Raw genomic sequence first — 17,315 nt, forward strand, 5'->3', positions numbered from 1 at the left:
AGCACTCATAATGCTGGGGTCACAGGTTCGATTCCCGTCGTAGCCACCATCTTTTGGGGTATCGCCAAGCGGTAAGGCACTGGATTCTGATTCCAGCATTCCGAGGTTCGAATCCTCGTACCCCAGCCAAATTTAGAAAAGCTCGCTTCGGCGGGCTTTTTGCGTTTTGGGTTTACCCCCTTATCATGCTCTGTAACTGAGCCGGGGCCGCAGAGCGGTAGCCCGCCCCCGTAATCTTGCGCTCAACGTCAAGCAGGTTCCCTATAACCCCAACGCATACTTCAACGCATGTTCCTTAAGTTTGCCCGCACGCTGAGCCGCCATCAGCGCTAAATTACGTACAAATTTTACTGGCGGTAGATCATTGCTGAAGGCGGTGTAAAAGAGATCCATGCCACTTTGCATAATCAGATTATCAGTACGTCGGCGGCGCTGGTAACGCAGTAATACCTGTTCACTATGCCAAGGTTCCGCCAGTTCACGGGCCTGATTCAACACATTAAGCAGCGCGTCAACATCTCGATACCCCAGATTAACCCCCTGCCCGGCTAGCGGATTGATGGTATGGGCGGCATCTCCTAGCAAGGCCAACCCAGACTGTACATAGTGCTGCGCATGGCGACGGACCAGCGGGAAAGAGCCAGCGGCGACTGCCTTAACAGCCCCCAGCCGGGACGGGAAGGCTGCCGCGACCTCCTGATTCAATTGCACCATCGACATCGCCTGAAGCTGGCGGATACGCTGTGGGCTATCATACCAGACCAATGATGCCCAATTTTCAAACAGCGGCAGGAAAGCCCGCGGCCCAGAGGGGAAGAACTGTTGCCAGGTGGTCTCTTGCTGAGCGGTATCAGTTTCTACCGTGATCAGCATACAGGAGTGGCGATACTGCCAGCCACTGGTGCCAATACCCGATAAACGCCGCACCAAAGAGTTGGCACCATCAGCGCCTATCACTAAATGCCCCTGTATCTCTTGCTGTGCATCTAACGTAATTTTCCAGTAGTTATCTACTCTGACCATAGTTTGCAGCCGTGACGGGCATAGCAACGTCAAATTTTGGCACTCTGCTATCTGTTGCCACAGCGCTAACTGCAAAATTCGGTTTTCAACCATAAAACCCAGTTCAGGTAACGAGAGTGATGCCGCATCAAAGATAACTTGCGAGCCAGGCTGCTCCGAGGTCTCCAGCCGACGATAAGGGGCAAAGCGCATCTGTTGCACCCTTGACCAGACTCCGAGCTGCTTGAGCAACGCCACCGAGGTACAACCAATGGCGGAAACTCGTAAATCCGGTACGCTATTGGCATCAAACGGAGCTGGTGCTTCATGTTCTAGTAACGCCACTGACCAGCCAGTTTGTGCCAGCCCTAACGCCGCCGCCGCACCAACCATGCCGCCACCGACGACCACAACATCATAATTTGATTGCGATTTATTCATTTTAGTTGTGCTTTAAGAGTTAAAATCGTACTTGCATAGGCAAGTATTCTGTTTGTCATAAGTGTACCGGATTTTTCACCCTGCAACAGAATAAGTAAGCCGTTATGCGGTGGTCATCGCACCGGCAAATGACTACAATATTCCTTAACGACTGAGCCTTTACGCTAACCACTACTCAATTGCGGGGCACCACTCTCGCTTGCAGACACTGCACAAAATGCCATGCGATGTGATTTTTATGATGAATAATCTAATGACTAAAAAACTGCACATCAAAACCTGGGGCTGCCAGATGAATGAGTATGATTCATCTAAAATGGCTGATTTGCTGGCCAGCACCCATGGTTACCAGTTAACAGAGATCCCCGAAGAGGCTGATTTACTGTTGCTAAATACCTGCTCAATTCGCGAAAAAGCCCAAGAGAAGGTGTTCAGTCTGCTGGGGCACTGGAAATTACTAAAAGAGAAAAATCCCGAACTGATCATTGGTGTTGGCGGTTGTGTGGCGTCACAGGAGGGGGAGCATCTGCGTCAGCGCGCGCCCTGCGTCGATATTATTTTCGGGCCACAAACCCTGCATCGCCTGCCGGAGATGATTAACCACGTCCAAGGCACCCACAGCTCAGTGGTGGATATCAGCTTCCCTGAAATTGAAAAATTTGACCGCCTGCCAGAGCCTCGCGCCGAAGGCCCGACCGCCTTTGTCTCTATCATGGAGGGCTGCAATAAATATTGTACTTTCTGCGTGGTGCCATACACCCGTGGCGAAGAAGTCAGCCGTCCAAGTGACGATATTCTTTTTGAAATCGCGCAGTTAGCGGCTCAGGGTGTGCGGGAAGTGAATCTGCTCGGTCAGAATGTGAATGCCTATCGTGGTGCCACCTATGATGGTGATATCTGTAGTTTTGCCGAGCTATTACGGCTGGTTGCTGCCATAGACGGCATTGATCGCGTGCGCTTTACCACCAGCCACCCAATTGAATTTACCGACGATATCATTGATGTTTATCGTGATACCCCAGAGCTGGTGAGCTTCCTGCATCTGCCCGTACAGAGTGGTTCTGACCGTATTTTGACCATGATGAAACGCGCCCACACTGCGCTGGAATACAAAGCCATCATCCGCAAACTGCGTCAGGCGCGACCCGACATCCAAATTAGTTCTGATTTTATTATCGGTTTCCCCGGTGAAACTCAGCAAGATTTTGAGCAAACCATGAAACTGGTGGCGGATATCCGTTTTGATACCAGTTACAGCTTTATTTACTCTTCACGCCCCGGTACACCAGCGGCAGATCTGCCAGATGATGTCTCGGAAGAGGAGAAAAAACAGCGGCTACATATTCTGCAACAGCGCATCACTCAACAGGCGATGGAGATCAGCCGCGAGATGATTGGCACTGTGCAGCGCATTCTGGTGGAAGGCTCCTCACGTAAAAATGCCATGGAGCTGGCTGGCCGCACTGAAAATAATCGGGTGGTGAATTTTGAGGGTACGCCGAGCATGATTGGTCAATTCGTTGATGTGGAAATTATTGACGTTTATGCCAGCTCACTGCGCGGTATCTTGCTGCGTACCGAAGAGCAGATGGATCTGCGAGTTCATGAATCACCGCAATCAGTTATTGCGCGCACACGCAAAGAGAATGAGATCGGCGTGGTTCAATATCAACCCTGATACTGAACTCCCCGATACCCAATTATGCGAGTTAACTCGCATCAGTAGGCGCTGCATTGTCAGTGCCTATTTTATTTTAGCGTGAGGCTGCGCAGATTCAGACTTCTTAAGTTGCACCACCCAGCAACCGCTATTTGAATAGGCACGGAAAGCCGTAAACTTGCGTCTGTGTCGTGTACCATGAATAATTACCAAATGACATGTATGATTGACGTTATATCGATGAATGATATACCCAGAGGAACGCAGTGACTCAGAGAAACAGTTTGCACGTAGTGACACAAGAGATCTTGTTGGAACCCGCCGATAATCAGCGCCTACTGAGTTTATGCGGCCCTTTTGATAATAACATTAAGCAGTTAGAGCGCCGATTAGGGATCGAAATTAATCGTCGTGATAACCGTTTTAAGTTAGTCGGTAAGAGTATCTGCGTGGTTGCTGCGGCAGATATCCTGCGCCATCTGTATGTTGATACCGCCCCGATTCGGGGGGTTATCCCAGATATCTCGCCAGAAGATATCCACCTCGCGGTGAAAGAGAGCCGCGTGCTAGAGCAAACCGCCGAAAGTGTGCCGGATTACGGTAAGGCCGTGAATATCCGAACCAAACGTGGGATGGTCAAACCGCGCACACCCAATCAGGCGCAGTACATTGCCAATATTCTCGATCACGATATCACCTTCGGCATTGGCCCAGCCGGTACAGGCAAAACCTATCTGGCGGTTGCCGCAGCGGTCGATGCACTGGAGCGCCAGAATGTGCGGCGTATCTTGCTGACCCGACCGGCGGTAGAAGCGGGCGAAAAACTGGGCTTCCTACCCGGTGACCTGAGCCAGAAAGTGGATCCTTATCTACGCCCACTGTATGACGCCCTGTTTGAAATGCTGGGCTTCGAGCGGGTTGAGAAATTGATTGAACGTAACGTGATTGAAGTCGCGCCGCTGGCCTACATGCGGGGGCGTACCCTGAATGATGCATTCATCATTTTGGATGAGAGCCAGAACACCACCATCGAACAGATGAAAATGTTCCTGACCCGCATGGGCTTCAACTCCAAAGCAGTGATTACCGGTGATATCACGCAAACTGACTTACCGCGTCATCAGAAATCGGGCTTAAGCCACGCCATTGAGGTGCTGTCTGGGGTAGAAGAGCTGAGCTTTAACTTCTTCCATAGCGAAGATGTGGTGCGCCACCCAGTGGTCGCACAGGTGGTTATCGCCTATGAAGCCTGGGAAGCTGCGGAACAGAAACGCAAAGATACCATTGCCGAACAACGTAAGCGGGAAAATCATACCCCGTCTGAGCAGGAGGCTCCGTGAGCCAAGTTATACTCGATTTACAAATTGCCTGCGCCGATAGCCAGGGTTTACCCACAGAGGCCGATTTTCAGCAGTGGCTGGAAGCGGTGTTACCTCAGTTTCAAGAAGTCTCTGAAGTCACTATCCGCCTGGTGGATGAAGCAGAAAGTCATCAGTTGAATATGACCTATCGTGGCAAAGATAAATCGACCAATGTGCTCTCTTTTCCCTTTGAGGCCCCGCCTGAAATTGAACTGCCATTATTGGGTGATTTAATCATTTGTCGTCAGGTTGTTGAGCAAGAAGCTGTCGAGCAAGAGAAAGCACTATTTGCTCATTGGGCGCATATGGTTGTTCACGGCAGTCTCCATCTGCTAGGGTATGACCACATCGTTGACGATGAAGCAGAAGAGATGGAGTCGATTGAGACTGAAATCATGCAGAGCCTGGGTTACCCAGATCCCTATATTTCAGAGAAAGACCCCGACTAAACCGTCAGCCGCGTGAATTTACCGCGGCTGAAATGATGATCACTTAATATGGGTAAACTTAACTAAAACGCCATGAGCGACGACCACTCACAAAACAATGATAGCCCCAGTCCCAAGAAAGGGTTCTTTACTCTTATCCTTAACCAGTTATTCCACGGTGAACCTAAAAACCGCGGCGATCTGGTAGAGCTTATCCGTGATTCTGAACAGAACGATCTGATCGATCCCGATACCCGAGACATGCTGGAGGGCGTGATGGATATCGCCGAACAGCGCGTACGGGACATCATGATCCCCCGTTCTCAGATGGTCACATTAAAGCGTAATCAAACGCTGGATGAGTGTCTGGATGTGATTATTGAATCTGCTCACTCCCGCTTTCCGGTGATCAGCGAAGACAAAGATCATATTGAAGGTATTCTGATGGCCAAGGACCTGCTGCCGTTTATGCGCACAGATTCCGAGCCATTCAGCATTGATAAAGTCTTACGGCCGGCGATTGTGGTGCCAGAGAGTAAGCGTGTCGATCGGATGCTGAAGGAGTTCCGTTCTCAACGCTATCACATGGCCATTGTCATTGATGAGTTTGGTGGCGTTTCAGGGCTGGTGACCATTGAAGATATTCTTGAGCTGATCGTTGGCGAGATAGAAGATGAGTATGACGATGAAGAGGACAGAGATGTCCGTCAACTCAGTCGGCACACCTATACGATCCGGGCGCTGACCCAAATTGAAGATTTCAATGAAGTGTTTAACACCCATTTCAGCGACGATGAAGTGGACACTATCGGTGGTTTGGTCATGCAAGCTTTTGGCCACTTACCTTCCCGAGGTGAAACCATTGAAATTGAAGGTTACTTATTTAAAGTTGCCATGGCGGATAGCCGACGTATCATTCAGGTTCACGTAAAAATCCCGGATGATGCTCCGCAACCCAAACTGGAAGAATAAATCCTCGATGCCTATTGCTTCATACCTTCAACGCCAGTGGGTTCGCGCCCTACTGGCGCTATTTTTTGGCGCCTGCGGTACACTGGCCTATTCGCCATTCGACCACTGGCCGGCGGCTATTGTTTCGCTATTTGGCCTACTCGGCCTGACACTGGATCGCAGCACCAAACAAGCCGCATTTATTGGTTTTTGTTGGGGGATGGGGCTGTTTGGTTCTGGTATTAACTGGGTGTATGTCAGTATTGCCGAATTTGGCGGTATGCCGACGGCAATCAATATCTTCCTGGTGGTACTACTCGCCGCATATCTGTCGCTCTACACCATGCTATTTGCCGGAATATTAGCGCGCATCTGCCCAAAAGCGACCTGGTGGCGGTTAGCCATTGCCGCACCGGTAGTGTGGCAACTGACTGAGTTCCTGCGCGGCTGGGTGTTGACCGGCTTCCCGTGGCTGCAATTTGGTTACAGCCAGATTAATGGCCCACTACAGGGGATCGCGCCGATTCTCGGTGTTGATGGCATCACATTTATGTTGATGACAATCAGCGGGTTACTGGTCTATGCCGGCTATCAACGCCGTGTGACTGCCGCGGTTATTGCGCTGGCGCTGTTATTGCTGCCATGGCCATTGCGCCAATTGCATTGGTTCACGCCAGAGCCTGAACGCGCGGTCAATATTGCGATGGTGCAAGGTAATATCGCTCAGTCAATGAAGTGGGACCCCAAAGTCCTGCTGACCACGCTACAAATTTATCTGGATGAAACCCGCCCGTTTATGGGGAAAGCCCCGATTATCATCTGGCCGGAGTCGGCCATTCCCGATATTGAAACCGATCAAGCCCCCTTCCTGACCATGGTCGATAGCTTGATGCGGGCAAATCACAGCAGCCTGATTACCGGGATTGTTGATGCTCAACGTCGTCCAGAGGGCGCGGGTTACCACTTCTTCAACAGTATCATTGTGTTGGGAGGTAAAGAGCCATACCAATATCCAACCCGCAATCGTTATAGCAAACACCACCTGGTTCCCTTTGGTGAGTTTGTGCCGCTAGAATCCCTGCTGCGCCCATTGGCCCCATTCTTTGATTTACCGATGTCATCATTCAGCCGCGGGGGTTACGTACAACCACAGCTCAATGTCGCCGGATTTAACCTGACTGCCGCCATCTGCTATGAAATCGTGCTGGGTCAGCAGGTAAGGGATAACTTTAACCCTGATACCAACTTCCTGCTGACTATCTCAAATGATGCATGGTTTGGTCACTCTATCGGCCCCTGGCAGCATTTTCAGATGGCACGTATGCGCGCGCTAGAATTGGGCCGTCCTTTGCTGCGCAGCACTAACAATGGTATTACTGCCGCAGTTGGCCCCAGTGGTGAAGTGCTGGCGCAGCTGCCGCAATTCACTCAGCAGGTGCTTGAAGTGAAAGTCACGCCTACAACCGGTGTCACACCTTACGCCCGTTTTGGCTCATGGCCGCTGTGGATCATCACACTGGTTCTTGGGGTATTAACCCTCTATCGTGCGCTGCGCTGCCGCGCTGACAAGAAGTGCCAGACTGATAAAAAATAGCGCCTCGTGCGGGCATGTCATCAACATGCCCGTAGCCTCACATATACTCCCCCACTGTCGGTATTGCGAATCGTTATCACGGCGGTTATCTTGCCGTCTGGTACAAATAATTAGCATGATTTGCAATTTGAGAGCCTTATGTCACTGAATCCTGAATTTATCCTCACCACCGAAGCGCAATTAAATGAGCATTACGCCGCTCCTAATAAAAATGTACTGAAAAAACAAATAGATCACATTGATGATTACGCCAAAAAGCTGATCGCCGCTGCGCCTTTTGCCGTGTTGGGTACACTGGGTGCCAATGGGATAGACTGCTCGCCAAAAGGCGGGGAGCCGGGCTTTATCCATGTACAGGACAGCAAAACCTTGATGCTGCCAGACCGTGCGGGGAATAATCGCCTTGATGGTATCCGCAATCTGCTGCATAACCCGTTTATCGGTATCTTGTTCCTGATCCCAGGCTGGACCGAAGGTTTTCGAGTGAATGGTCGCGCAAAAATTTCGGTTGATCCGCAACTTTGTGAGCGTTTCAGCCAAAACGGCCACCCTGCCCGCAGTGTATTAGTGATTGAAGTGGATGAGGTATTTATCCATTGTGGCCGTGCGATTACCTTTGCCGACCTGTGGAATCCTGAAAAACATGTGGGAAAAGAAGATGTTCCAACGGCGTTAGACGTATTTAAGGCCCATCTGGCGCTCAATAATCATCAGTTAAGTTGACCCGCAGTAAGCAGTCGCCACCTGGACACTGGTTCATTAACACTCCCCCCGATTTGCTCCTATCGCCCTCAATGAGCAGGGCTTTATCCTCCTTGTTTCCTCGCGGCTGGCACAGACCTTGCATTGTTTCTAATCATAATGTGTTAGCTATCGGCAAATACCGGTCAACCATTTAGCTATTGTAGGGTATTGCCGCGGCCGGCAGACAAAGGTTAGTTTCGAATGAAGGATCGCGGTTTTTCGCCCGCACATTTTTAGGGCGCATCACGCACCATCAAAGTGCACGGCTGTTTTATTGCCTCTATTTGGTGCGATTTGCGTCTCAAAAAACAAACATTTATTCATCATTTGCATAACAATTTGCTATTTTTTAAAGATAATCTGATACAAGTAACAGCGAAATCGAGTGTTAGCCAACAAAACATCGGTGGTTGTACCGCCAAAACGAAACAAACACGATTTTTCGCCTAACAACATTTAGCTGTACACCGTTTTTTTGTACGACATTTTTTGTATGACATTGTTTTTAAACACAACATTAAGTAATAAAACAACAGCAAAGGAGTTGGACCATGCATATGCGTAAATTGGCGTTAGCGCTACTGTTAGCTGGGATGGCAAGTGGCGTAGCCCAAGCAGAAGAAGCGGCAGCACAACCCGCAGCGAAAGCGGAAGCCTCCGCGGATACTCTGAAGAAGATTAAAGACAGTGGCGTTATCGTGGTGGGTCACCGTGAGTCTTCCGTTCCTTTCTCTTATTACGATAATCAGCAGAAAGTGGTGGGTTATGCACAAGACTATTCTGACCTGATCGTTGATGCCGTTAAGAAAAAACTTAATGCACCTGATTTGCAGGTAAAACTGATTCCGATCACGTCACAAAACCGTATTCCACTACTGCAAAACGGTACTTTTGATTTCGAGTGTGGTTCTACCACCAATAATCTGGAACGTCAGCAGCAAGCTTCGTTCTCTAATACCATTTTTGTTGTCGGCACCCGTTTGCTGACCCAAAAAGGGTCTGAAGTTAAAGATTTCAAAGACTTGGCAGGTAAAACTGTCGTGGTAACGTCCGGTACCACATCTGAAGTTCTGCTGAATAAGCTGAATGAAAAAGACAAAATGAATATGCGCATCATCAGCGCCAAAGACCACGGTGACTCTTTCCGCACTCTGGAGAGTGGTCGCGCAGTCGCCTTTATGATGGATGATGCATTGTTAGCTGGCGAACGTGCCAAAGCGAAGAAACCAGACCAATGGGATATCGTCGGCACCGCGCAGTCTCAGGAAGCTTACGGCTGTATGCTGCGTAAAAATGACCCTGCGTTCAAAACACTGTTGGATGAAACCATCGCCACCGCACAAACTTCTGGTGTGGCTGAGAAGTCATTTGACCGCTGGTTCAAAAACCCAATTCCACCTAAAAATCTTAACCTGAATTTCTCACTGTCTGATGAAATGAAGGCGCTGTTCAAAGCACCTAACGATAAAGCATTGAACTAACAATAATAATCAGGGCGGGCGCTGCCTGCCCTACTGATTGATGATGGACCGATTGGGCTACAGGATGCGGGGTGGCCGTTCCCCACTCCGCATTTTTTTGTTCACCCTCGGGAGGCCGCAACGCATTGAATCATCAGTCATCAGGATGGCTTATCCATCCTTTTAAGGGAGTTCGTTATGTCAATAGACTGGAACTGGGGCATTTTCTTGCAAGCTGCCCCCTTCGGCAATACCACCTATCTCGGCTGGATTTGGTCCGGCTTTCAAGTCACCGTCGCGTTGTCACTGTGTGCATGGGTGATCGCCTTCTTCATCGGCTCACTGTTTGGCATTTTAAGAACCGTCCCCAATCGCATTCTGTCAGGAATAGGCACCTGTTACGTTGAACTGTTTCGCAACGTTCCTCTGATTGTACAATTCTTTACCTGGTATCTGGTGGTCCCTGAACTGTTGCCAGTTGATATTGGCATGTGGTTTAAAAGTGAGTTGGACCCCAACATACAGTTCTTCCTCTCTTCCGTGATTTGCCTTGGCTTATTTACTGCGGCACGGGTTTGCGAACAGGTGCGCGCAGGGATCCAATCACTGCCTCGTGGTCAGAAAGCAGCTGGTCTGGCAATGGGGTTAACCCTGCCACAGACTTATCGTTATGTTTTACTGCCTAATGCTTACCGGGTGATTATTCCCCCGATGACCTCAGAAATGGTTAACCTGGTTAAAAACTCAGCGATTGCCTCAACAATCGGTCTGGTGGATATGGCAGCACAAGCGGGTAAATTGCTGGATTATTCAGCTCACGCTTATGAGTCCTTCACCGCCATCACTCTTGGTTATGTGCTGATCAATGCCGTTATCATGTTGGTGATGCGATTAGTTGAGAAGAAAGTGCAGTTACCCGGCAATCTGGGGAGTAAATAATGTACGAATTTGATTGGAGTTCTATCGGCCCTAGCATTCCTTACCTGCTGCAAGGCTTGATTGTTACCGCCAAGATAACCCTTACCGCTATCGTGTTTGGGATTATCTGGGGGACGGTTCTGGCGGTAATGCGCCTGTCACCGATTAAAGCCATCAGCTGGTTTGCCACCGTCTATGTCAACGTGTTCCGCTCTATTCCGCTGGTCATGGTGCTGCTGTGGTTCTATCTGGTGGTCCCGAGCTTATTACAAAATGTGCTGGGCTTATCACCAAAAACTGATATTCGGTTAATCTCCGCCATGGTAGCCTTTTCGTTGTTTGAAGCGGCCTATTACTCAGAAATTATCCGTGCGGGTATCCAAAGTATCTCCCGTGGGCAATCTTCTGCCGCCCTGGCGTTGGGGATGACACAAGGCCAGTCGATGAGATTGGTTATCCTGCCACAAGCTTTCCGCGCCATGGTGCCGCTGCTGTTAACTCAGGGAATAGTGTTATTTCAGGATACATCACTGGTGTATGTCCTTAGCCTGGCCGATTTCTTCCGCACCGCCACCAACATTGGCGAGCGGGACGGTACTCGGGTCGAAATGGTGCTGTTTGCCGGTTTAGTTTATTTCGTTATCAGTATTGCCGCGTCGATGCTGGTTAACTATTTGAAGAAAAGGACTGTTTGATGATTTCCCTGAAAAATGTTTCTAAGTGGTACGGCCACTTTCAGGTGCTGTCTGACTGCACCACAGAAGTTAAAAAAGGTGAGGTCGTGGTGGTCTGCGGCCCTTCTGGCTCAGGTAAATCAACCTTAATCAAAACCGTTAACGGGCTGGAACCTATTCAAAAAGGCAGCATTACGGTTAATGGTATTGGTGTGAATGATAAAGGGACCAATTTGGCGCAGTTGCGTTCCAAAGTGGGCATGGTGTTCCAACATTTCGAACTCTTCCCACACTTGTCAATCATTGAAAATCTGACACTGGCGCAAATTAAAGTGTTGGGGCGCGATAAAGCCGCTGCCCGCGAAAAGGGCCTGAAGCTGTTGGAGCGTGTCGGCCTGACTACCCACGCCGATAAATTCCCTTCTCAGTTATCTGGTGGCCAGCAGCAACGTGTGGCGATTGCGCGCGCACTCTGTATGGACCCCATCGCGATGCTATTTGACGAACCAACTTCAGCCCTTGATCCAGAAATGATCAATGAAGTGCTGGATGTGATGGTCAAACTGGCACTGGAAGGAATGACTATGATGGTGGTAACCCACGAGATGGGCTTTGCCCGTAAAGTGGCTAACCGGGTTATCTTTATGGATGAGGGGAAGATCGTCGAAGACAGCAACAAAGATGATTTCTTTAACAACCCAAAATCTGATCGCGCCAAAGACTTCCTGGCAAAAATCCTGCATTAATATAATCATTCTAAATATTACCCCCTAACCTATCCCTTCGTGGATAGGTTATCCCTCGATTAACGCTGCATTCATCACCAAAAACATTATTTATAATAAAAATAACATTATATAATAAATAAAATAACTTAATTATTATATAAAGACTCTCTCCATATTTCACAAAACAAGCCAATTAACAACAATAAATCAAACTCAGTAAGTATCATTATATAAAATCAAACATCATCATTATTAACAATAGGAGAGATAAATGAATAACAAAAACGAAGAAGTAATAAGACAAATTAATAGTTATAAATATAAGTGGTTTAAAAACCCCAATAAAGAAAGAGTGATTTATTACTCTTTTGACAAAACACCATCAATAAACATCCTTGATTACCTCTATAAATTCGATCATCATATTCTAGATGGTTCAACCAAAGATGAGAGGATGGCATATTCCTCTGTATCATTAATTGATGCTAATGAAACATTAATACCCATCGTAAGATTAGTATTAACTGACCTTGGAAAAAATATTGGTCTGGAATTTCATGAAACTGAGAACATTGAAGAAAGTAATTTGCATTTCCTTACTCTTAATAATAAATCTACGGATAGCAAAATAAGATCTAACATAGGACTAACCCTTCCGCTTAGTAAAGAAAATAGTGACCATAGCATAATAACAATCGAGAGTGGTAAAGAGTCATCGTATGGATTGGTCGCCCATGAAATTGGGCATGCACTGGGGCTTACACACTTAGAGTTAGAGTATGATGATGGTACTCGGCACTCGACGGTAATGAGTAACATAAACAGATCTTTTACCAACAAGGACTCAAAATACTTTTCAGTTAATGATATCGCAGCCTTGCAACTCTCTTATGGGCCTGATACACACCATGTTGCAATATCTCCTCAAGCTCAGAAACCAATAATTGATCATACCAAAGACTATAAAGAAAGAACCGCACCAGAAAAACCGACAATACCTGCATCACCCGTAATACCCAGTGTAATAACGACAACTAACACAACAGCTATTACATACGAAAATATGGAATATTATTATCACAGAGTCCATGGAAATAAAGAAATTATATTATCCTTGTGGCGGAAATTGCATCAATCAAATTTCCAATATGATGCATCTACACTCACAACCGAAGAGATTAACACTCTTCGTTTAGTCCAGGAAACCAGAGATTCCCCACAAGAAAAAAAATGGAACCATTGGAATAAGAACATAGCCAGTGTTAAGTGGATTAATAACCACACTGTCACTACTATCAATGGTTCAAATGAAAATGACTATATTCATGTCAGTCAAAAAAATAAAGATGTGAACGGCTTAGATGGTAATGACTACATAAATATCGATATAGGAGAACATAATATTGCGGGTGGTGCTGGCAGTGACATCTACAATTTCGGTGCTTATTTAGATCAAAAAAATGTCATCAACTCAACGGGTAACACCCAAGATGATTTTGACGAAATAAAACTTGATGGTATTTACAGAAAAAATCTATGGTTAAAAAAAGAAGGGGTGAATCTGATAATAAGTAATAGAAATTCAAGAAGTGAACTGAAAATCACCGACTACTATAAAAAAGGATTAAATACTATTAAGCAAATAACAGTGAATGATGAAATACTCACTGGATCAAATATCAATAAGCTGGTTGAAGCAATGGGCGCATATGATTCTTCGGATAAGGGCGTTTCTAGCTCGCAGCAATACCATACTGTTTCTAATCAGTGCTGGATAACACTCCCCTCCCCTTAATCATCTTTACGCTACTTTAGAGAAGTTAATAATCAAGCGGCATCAGGGCTATCTATTTATAGACAGCCCTATCAATGTACCTGATTGCCAACACTCAGTAGCTAAAAATATCTTCAGGGCTGGAATGGCCGGCGATTGAATTGGTCATGACCACATTTTGGGCAGAGCGGCAGCACCTCCGGAGTATAGAAGGCCAGGTGGTGATGGCACTTTTCACAGACCAAATTCCCTAGCCCGACCACCTCACCGCTGTGATAAACCCCATGGTGGCTGACGTCTTTAAACACTTCGCGCCACTCTAACTGTGTTTTATCAGTAATATCAGCCAGCTCCTGCCATAAACTCTCTTTAATGACCCGCATAAAGACGCTGTCACTGAATTCGTCCTTGCTCTCTTCATAGCTACGTGCAAACTCCTCCAGATCACGGCGTACCGCCTGAATGATCTGCTCAACTTCACTGCGGGTTAACTCTTCAACGGCATCCAGCCGCTGTTCGGCGCTGTCCACCAGCTTATCGATATCACGTTCACCATTTTTCAAGCGTTCAGTCAGTGATGTCACTAACTCGCGATAATATTGAGCTACCTTGTTCATATTGTCTCCTCGATCCACGGGTGTGATAAAGCACAGTTATGATGAAGCAAAGTTGTGATGAAACAAAACAGTCAGCAGGGAAATTCCCTACGGCAGGTGACTCTCTGACTTTTGGGTTTCAACCCCGTTGCTTAGATAATAAAGTTAACGTTAATAATTTTAGTCGTAAATGACTGAAGTCACTGCATCATCAGGTTGTTTCTCCCTCACTTTGCTGATTTCTGCCATCCACTACGCAGAAAAAACCGTCGGTGGGGTGCTGAGTGTTGTTGCCACTGCCGCTTATCGGCTATGCTATGCGGATCTCTCTTTATGATATGAAACAGATGATGCTACAGGCGTAGCTGTTTTTCACTATAGGACCACTGGCCGCCATGCAAGAGCAATACCGCCCAGAAGATATCGAAACGCAAGTACAGCTTCACTGGCAAGAGAAGCAGACGTTTAAAGTCACTGAAGACGCTAGCAAAGAAAAATATTACTGCCTATCTATGCTGCCGTACCCTTCAGGGCGTCTACATATGGGGCACGTTCGTAACTACACCATTGGTGATGTTATCTCCCGCTACCAACGTATGCTGGGCAAGAACGTGTTACAACCGATCGGCTGGGATGCATTTGGTCTGCCTGCGGAAGGCGCTGCGGTAAAAAACAACACCGCGCCAGCCCCCTGGACTTACGACAATATCGAATATATGAAGAACCAGTTAAAACTACTGGGCTTCGGCTACGACTGGGATCGTGAAATTGCCACCTGTAAACCTGACTACTACCGTTGGGAGCAGTGGTTCTTCACCAAGTTGTACGAAAAAGGCATGGTCTACAAAAAAACCTCTGCGGTGAACTGGTGTCCACACGATCTGACCGTGCTGGCTAACGAGCAAGTGATAGACGGCTGCTGCTGGCGTTGTGATACCAAAGTTGAACGTAAAGAGATCCCACAGTGGTTTATCAAAATCACCGATTACGCTGATCAGTTGCTTAATGATCTGGACACCCTGGAAAGCTGGCCTGAGCAGGTGAAAACCATGCAGCGCAACTGGATTGGCCGCTCCGAAGGCGTTGATATCGTTTTTGAGGTGCTGGATAGCGAAGAGAAACTCTCCGTTTATACCACCCGTCCAGATACCTTTATGGGTGTGACCTACCTGGCGGTTGCTGCCGGTCACCCTCTGTCACTGCAAGCGGCTGAAACCAACCCTGCACTGGCCGATTTTGTTGCTGAATGCCGTAACACCAAGGTTGCCGAAGCTGAAATGGCTACCATGGAGAAAAAAGGCATGGCGACCGGTCTCTACGCCATCCACCCGCTGACTGGCGAGAAACTGGCTATCTGGGCTGCTAACTTTGTCTTGATGGATTACGGCACTGGCGCAGTCATGGCCGTTCCAGGCCACGATGCCCGTGACTGGGAGTTCGCCACCAAATACCACCTGCCAATCAAAGCGGTTATTTTGGCCGCGGACGGCAGCGAACCAGATGTCACCAAAGAGGCCCTGACCGAAAAAGGCACCCTGTTCAATTCTGGCGAGTTTGATGGCCTGAATTATGAAGATGGCTTTAATGCTATTGCCGACAAACTGGTCGCACTCGGTGTCGGCCAGCGCAAAGTCAATTACCGCCTGCGTGACTGGGGTGTCTCCCGTCAGCGCTATTGGGGTGCCCCAATCCCAATGGTGACACTGGAAGACGGCACTGTGGTGCCAACACCAGAAGATCAACTGCCGGTTATTCTGCCAGAAGATGTGGTAATGGACGGAATTTCCAGCCCAATCAAAGCTGACCCTGAGTGGGCTAAAACCACCGTGAACGGTATGCCGGGCCTGCGTGAAACCGATACCTTCGATACCTTTATGGAATCATCCTGGTACTACGCACGCTACACCTGCCCACAATTTGATGAAGGTATGCTAGACCCCGCCGCCGCTAACTACTGGCTGCCGGTCGATCAGTATGTCGGTGGTATTGAACATGCCATCATGCACCTGATGTACTTCCGTTTCTTCCACAAACTGCTGCGTGATGCAGGTCTGGTGGATTCCGACGAGCCAGCCAAACGTCTGCTGTGTCAGGGAATGGTACTGGCTGATGCCTTCTACTACACCGGCACCGTCGGTGAACGTATTTGGGTTTCGCCTGTAGATGCTATTGTCGAGCGTGATGATAAAGGCCGCATTATTAAAGCGACCGATGCTGAAGGCCATGAACTGGTGTATGCCGGCATGAGCAAAATGTCGAAATCGAAAAATAACGGTATCGACCCGCAGGTTATGGTAGAGAAATACGGTGCGGATACCGTACGCCTGTTTATGATGTTTGCATCCCCGGCAGAGATGACGCTGGAGTGGCAAGAGTCTGGCGTTGAAGGGGCTAACCGCTTCCTGAAACGTGTCTGGCGTCTGGTCTTTGATCAAACAGCGAAAGGCGCAACTGCCCCGCTGGATATTGCCAGCCTGACGGATGAGCAAAAATCCCTGCGTCGTGACCTGCACAAGACGATTGCCAAGGTCACCGATGACGTGGGTCGCCGCCAAACTTTCAATACCGCCATCGCTGCAGTAATGGAGTTGATGAACAAGTTGGGCCGCGCACCTCAGGAAACTGAGCAAGACCGCGCTCTGCTGCAAGAAGCATTACTGGCAGTCGTGCGTATGCTTTATCCATTTACCCCTCACGTCTGCTTCACTTTGTGGCAAGCGCTGGGTGGTGAAGGTGATATCGATACCGCACCATGGCCAATCGCCGATGAACAAGCGATGATCGAAGACTCTAAATTAGTTGTCGTACAGGTTAATGGTAAAGTGCGTGGCAGAATTACTGTGCCTGCCGATGCCACTGAAGAGCAAGTTCGCGAACGTGCTGGTCAAGAGCACTTGGTGGCTAAATACCTGGATGGGGTTACTGTGCGTAAAGTCATCTATGTCCCTGGCAAACTGCTTAACCTGGTTGTGGGTTAAGACAAG

General features: G+C 48.2%; 15 protein-coding genes and 1 tRNA gene. 14 read left to right on the forward strand and 2 right to left on the reverse strand.

All coding sequences use genetic code 11. The features are described from left to right. Positions 1 to 54 precede the first annotated feature (54 nt). Positions 55 to 129 (forward strand) — tRNA-Gln (locus tag AACW11_RS10240). A 132-nt stretch (positions 130 to 261) separates the two neighbouring features. Here the strand turns inward: AACW11_RS10240 and ubiF are convergent. Next, entirely contained in the window at positions 262 to 1,443 is a 1,182-nt protein-coding gene (ubiF, locus tag AACW11_RS10245) for a 3-demethoxyubiquinol 3-hydroxylase (protein ID WP_212584206.1), read from the reverse strand. Positions 1,444 to 1,696: 253 nt separating this feature from the next. Here ubiF and miaB point away from each other — a divergent pair, with 253 nt between their 5' ends. The 11 genes from miaB to AACW11_RS10300 all read left to right on the forward strand — a co-directional run bounded on the left by miaB (position 1,697) and on the right by AACW11_RS10300 (position 13,756). Next, the gene (miaB, locus tag AACW11_RS10250) at positions 1,697 to 3,121 is read left to right on the forward strand and encodes a tRNA (N6-isopentenyl adenosine(37)-C2)-methylthiotransferase MiaB (protein ID WP_212584396.1); all 1,425 of its coding nucleotides are present in this window, start codon (positions 1,697 to 1,699) and stop codon (positions 3,119 to 3,121) included. Positions 3,122 to 3,369: 248 nt separating this feature from the next. Next, positions 3,370 to 4,443: a PhoH family protein gene (locus AACW11_RS10255; RefSeq protein ID WP_212584207.1), complete on the forward strand. Its 1,074-nt coding sequence runs from the start codon at positions 3,370 to 3,372 to the stop codon at positions 4,441 to 4,443. Beyond that, a complete protein-coding gene (gene ybeY, locus AACW11_RS10260) occupies positions 4,440 to 4,913 on the forward strand; it encodes an rRNA maturation RNase YbeY (RefSeq protein ID WP_212584208.1) in 474 nt (157 codons plus the stop codon). Before AACW11_RS10255 ends, ybeY begins: the two co-directional genes overlap by 4 nt. A gap of 72 nt (positions 4,914 to 4,985) precedes the next feature. Next, complete coding sequence (gene corC, locus AACW11_RS10265) at positions 4,986 to 5,864, forward strand: CNNM family magnesium/cobalt transport protein CorC (RefSeq protein WP_004873307.1); 879 nt, start codon at positions 4,986 to 4,988, stop codon at positions 5,862 to 5,864. Between the two features lie 7 nt (positions 5,865 to 5,871). After that, positions 5,872 to 7,437 (forward strand): apolipoprotein N-acyltransferase, encoded by a 1,566-nt coding sequence (lnt, locus tag AACW11_RS10270; protein WP_212584209.1) that lies wholly within the window; start codon positions 5,872 to 5,874, stop codon positions 7,435 to 7,437. Positions 7,438 to 7,575: 138 nt separating this feature from the next. Further along, entirely contained in the window at positions 7,576 to 8,160 is a 585-nt protein-coding gene (locus AACW11_RS10275; RefSeq protein ID WP_212584210.1) for an MSMEG_1061 family FMN-dependent PPOX-type flavoprotein, read from the forward strand. 572 nt (positions 8,161 to 8,732) lie between these two features. Then, complete coding sequence (locus tag AACW11_RS10280) at positions 8,733 to 9,662, forward strand: glutamate/aspartate ABC transporter substrate-binding protein (protein WP_212584211.1); 930 nt, start codon at positions 8,733 to 8,735, stop codon at positions 9,660 to 9,662. 177 nt (positions 9,663 to 9,839) lie between these two features. Beyond that, complete coding sequence (locus AACW11_RS10285; protein ID WP_048619643.1) at positions 9,840 to 10,580, forward strand: amino acid ABC transporter permease; 741 nt, start codon at positions 9,840 to 9,842, stop codon at positions 10,578 to 10,580. Continuing rightward, positions 10,580 to 11,254, forward strand: coding sequence for a glutamate/aspartate ABC transporter permease GltK (gene gltK, locus AACW11_RS10290; RefSeq protein ID WP_212584212.1), 675 nt, complete (start codon positions 10,580 to 10,582; stop codon positions 11,252 to 11,254). The genes AACW11_RS10285 and gltK overlap by 1 nt, the downstream gene beginning before the upstream one ends. Further along, a complete protein-coding gene (locus tag AACW11_RS10295; RefSeq protein WP_004873313.1) occupies positions 11,254 to 11,979 on the forward strand; it encodes an amino acid ABC transporter ATP-binding protein in 726 nt (241 codons plus the stop codon). Before gltK ends, AACW11_RS10295 begins: the two co-directional genes overlap by 1 nt. Positions 11,980 to 12,232: 253 nt before the next feature. Next, entirely contained in the window at positions 12,233 to 13,756 is a 1,524-nt protein-coding gene (locus AACW11_RS10300; protein ID WP_212584213.1) for a hypothetical protein, read from the forward strand. A gap of 113 nt (positions 13,757 to 13,869) precedes the next feature. Here AACW11_RS10300 and AACW11_RS10305 read toward each other — a convergent pair whose 3' ends face one another. After that, positions 13,870 to 14,352: a zinc ribbon-containing protein gene (locus tag AACW11_RS10305; protein ID WP_005279103.1), complete on the reverse strand. Its 483-nt coding sequence runs from the start codon at positions 14,350 to 14,352 to the stop codon at positions 13,870 to 13,872. A gap of 169 nt (positions 14,353 to 14,521) precedes the next feature. Here AACW11_RS10305 and AACW11_RS10310 point away from each other — a divergent pair, with 169 nt between their 5' ends. Together AACW11_RS10310 and leuS are read left to right on the forward strand one after the other, a co-directional pair. Continuing rightward, entirely contained in the window at positions 14,522 to 14,668 is a 147-nt protein-coding gene (locus AACW11_RS10310; RefSeq protein ID WP_212584214.1) for a hypothetical protein, read from the forward strand. A 58-nt stretch (positions 14,669 to 14,726) separates the two neighbouring features. Continuing rightward, positions 14,727 to 17,309 carry a leucine--tRNA ligase gene (leuS, locus tag AACW11_RS10315; RefSeq protein ID WP_212584215.1) on the forward strand — a complete coding sequence of 861 codons (2,583 nt, stop codon included), beginning with the start codon at positions 14,727 to 14,729 and terminating at the stop codon, positions 17,307 to 17,309. The last annotated feature ends 6 nt before the right edge of the window (positions 17,310 to 17,315 follow it).

It is taken from the genome of Yersinia sp. Marseille-Q3913, from assembly GCF_963892745.1.
In the GTDB taxonomy this organism is placed as follows: Bacteria; Pseudomonadota; Gammaproteobacteria; order Enterobacterales; family Enterobacteriaceae; genus Yersinia; species Yersinia bercovieri.

Coding starts and splice junctions, on each gene's coding strand:
- ubiF (WP_212584206.1), bottom strand. CDS start 1,443: ATGAATAAATCGCAATCAAATTATGATGTTGTGGTCGTCGGTGGCGGC.
- AACW11_RS10280 (WP_212584211.1), top strand. CDS start 8,733: ATGCATATGCGTAAATTGGCGTTAGCGCTACTGTTAGCTGGGATGGCA.
- miaB (WP_212584396.1), top strand. CDS start 1,697: ATGACTAAAAAACTGCACATCAAAACCTGGGGCTGCCAGATGAATGAG.
- lnt (WP_212584209.1), top strand. CDS start 5,872: ATGCCTATTGCTTCATACCTTCAACGCCAGTGGGTTCGCGCCCTACTG.
- AACW11_RS10310 (WP_212584214.1), top strand. CDS start 14,522: ATGACTGAAGTCACTGCATCATCAGGTTGTTTCTCCCTCACTTTGCTG.
- gltK (WP_212584212.1), top strand. CDS start 10,580: ATGTACGAATTTGATTGGAGTTCTATCGGCCCTAGCATTCCTTACCTG.
- AACW11_RS10285 (WP_048619643.1), top strand. CDS start 9,840: ATGTCAATAGACTGGAACTGGGGCATTTTCTTGCAAGCTGCCCCCTTC.
- AACW11_RS10305 (WP_005279103.1), bottom strand. CDS start 14,352: ATGAACAAGGTAGCTCAATATTATCGCGAGTTAGTGACATCACTGACT.
- AACW11_RS10295 (WP_004873313.1), top strand. CDS start 11,254: ATGATTTCCCTGAAAAATGTTTCTAAGTGGTACGGCCACTTTCAGGTG.
- corC (WP_004873307.1), top strand. CDS start 4,986: ATGAGCGACGACCACTCACAAAACAATGATAGCCCCAGTCCCAAGAAA.
- AACW11_RS10275 (WP_212584210.1), top strand. CDS start 7,576: ATGTCACTGAATCCTGAATTTATCCTCACCACCGAAGCGCAATTAAAT.
- leuS (WP_212584215.1), top strand. CDS start 14,727: ATGCAAGAGCAATACCGCCCAGAAGATATCGAAACGCAAGTACAGCTT.
- AACW11_RS10300 (WP_212584213.1), top strand. CDS start 12,233: ATGAATAACAAAAACGAAGAAGTAATAAGACAAATTAATAGTTATAAA.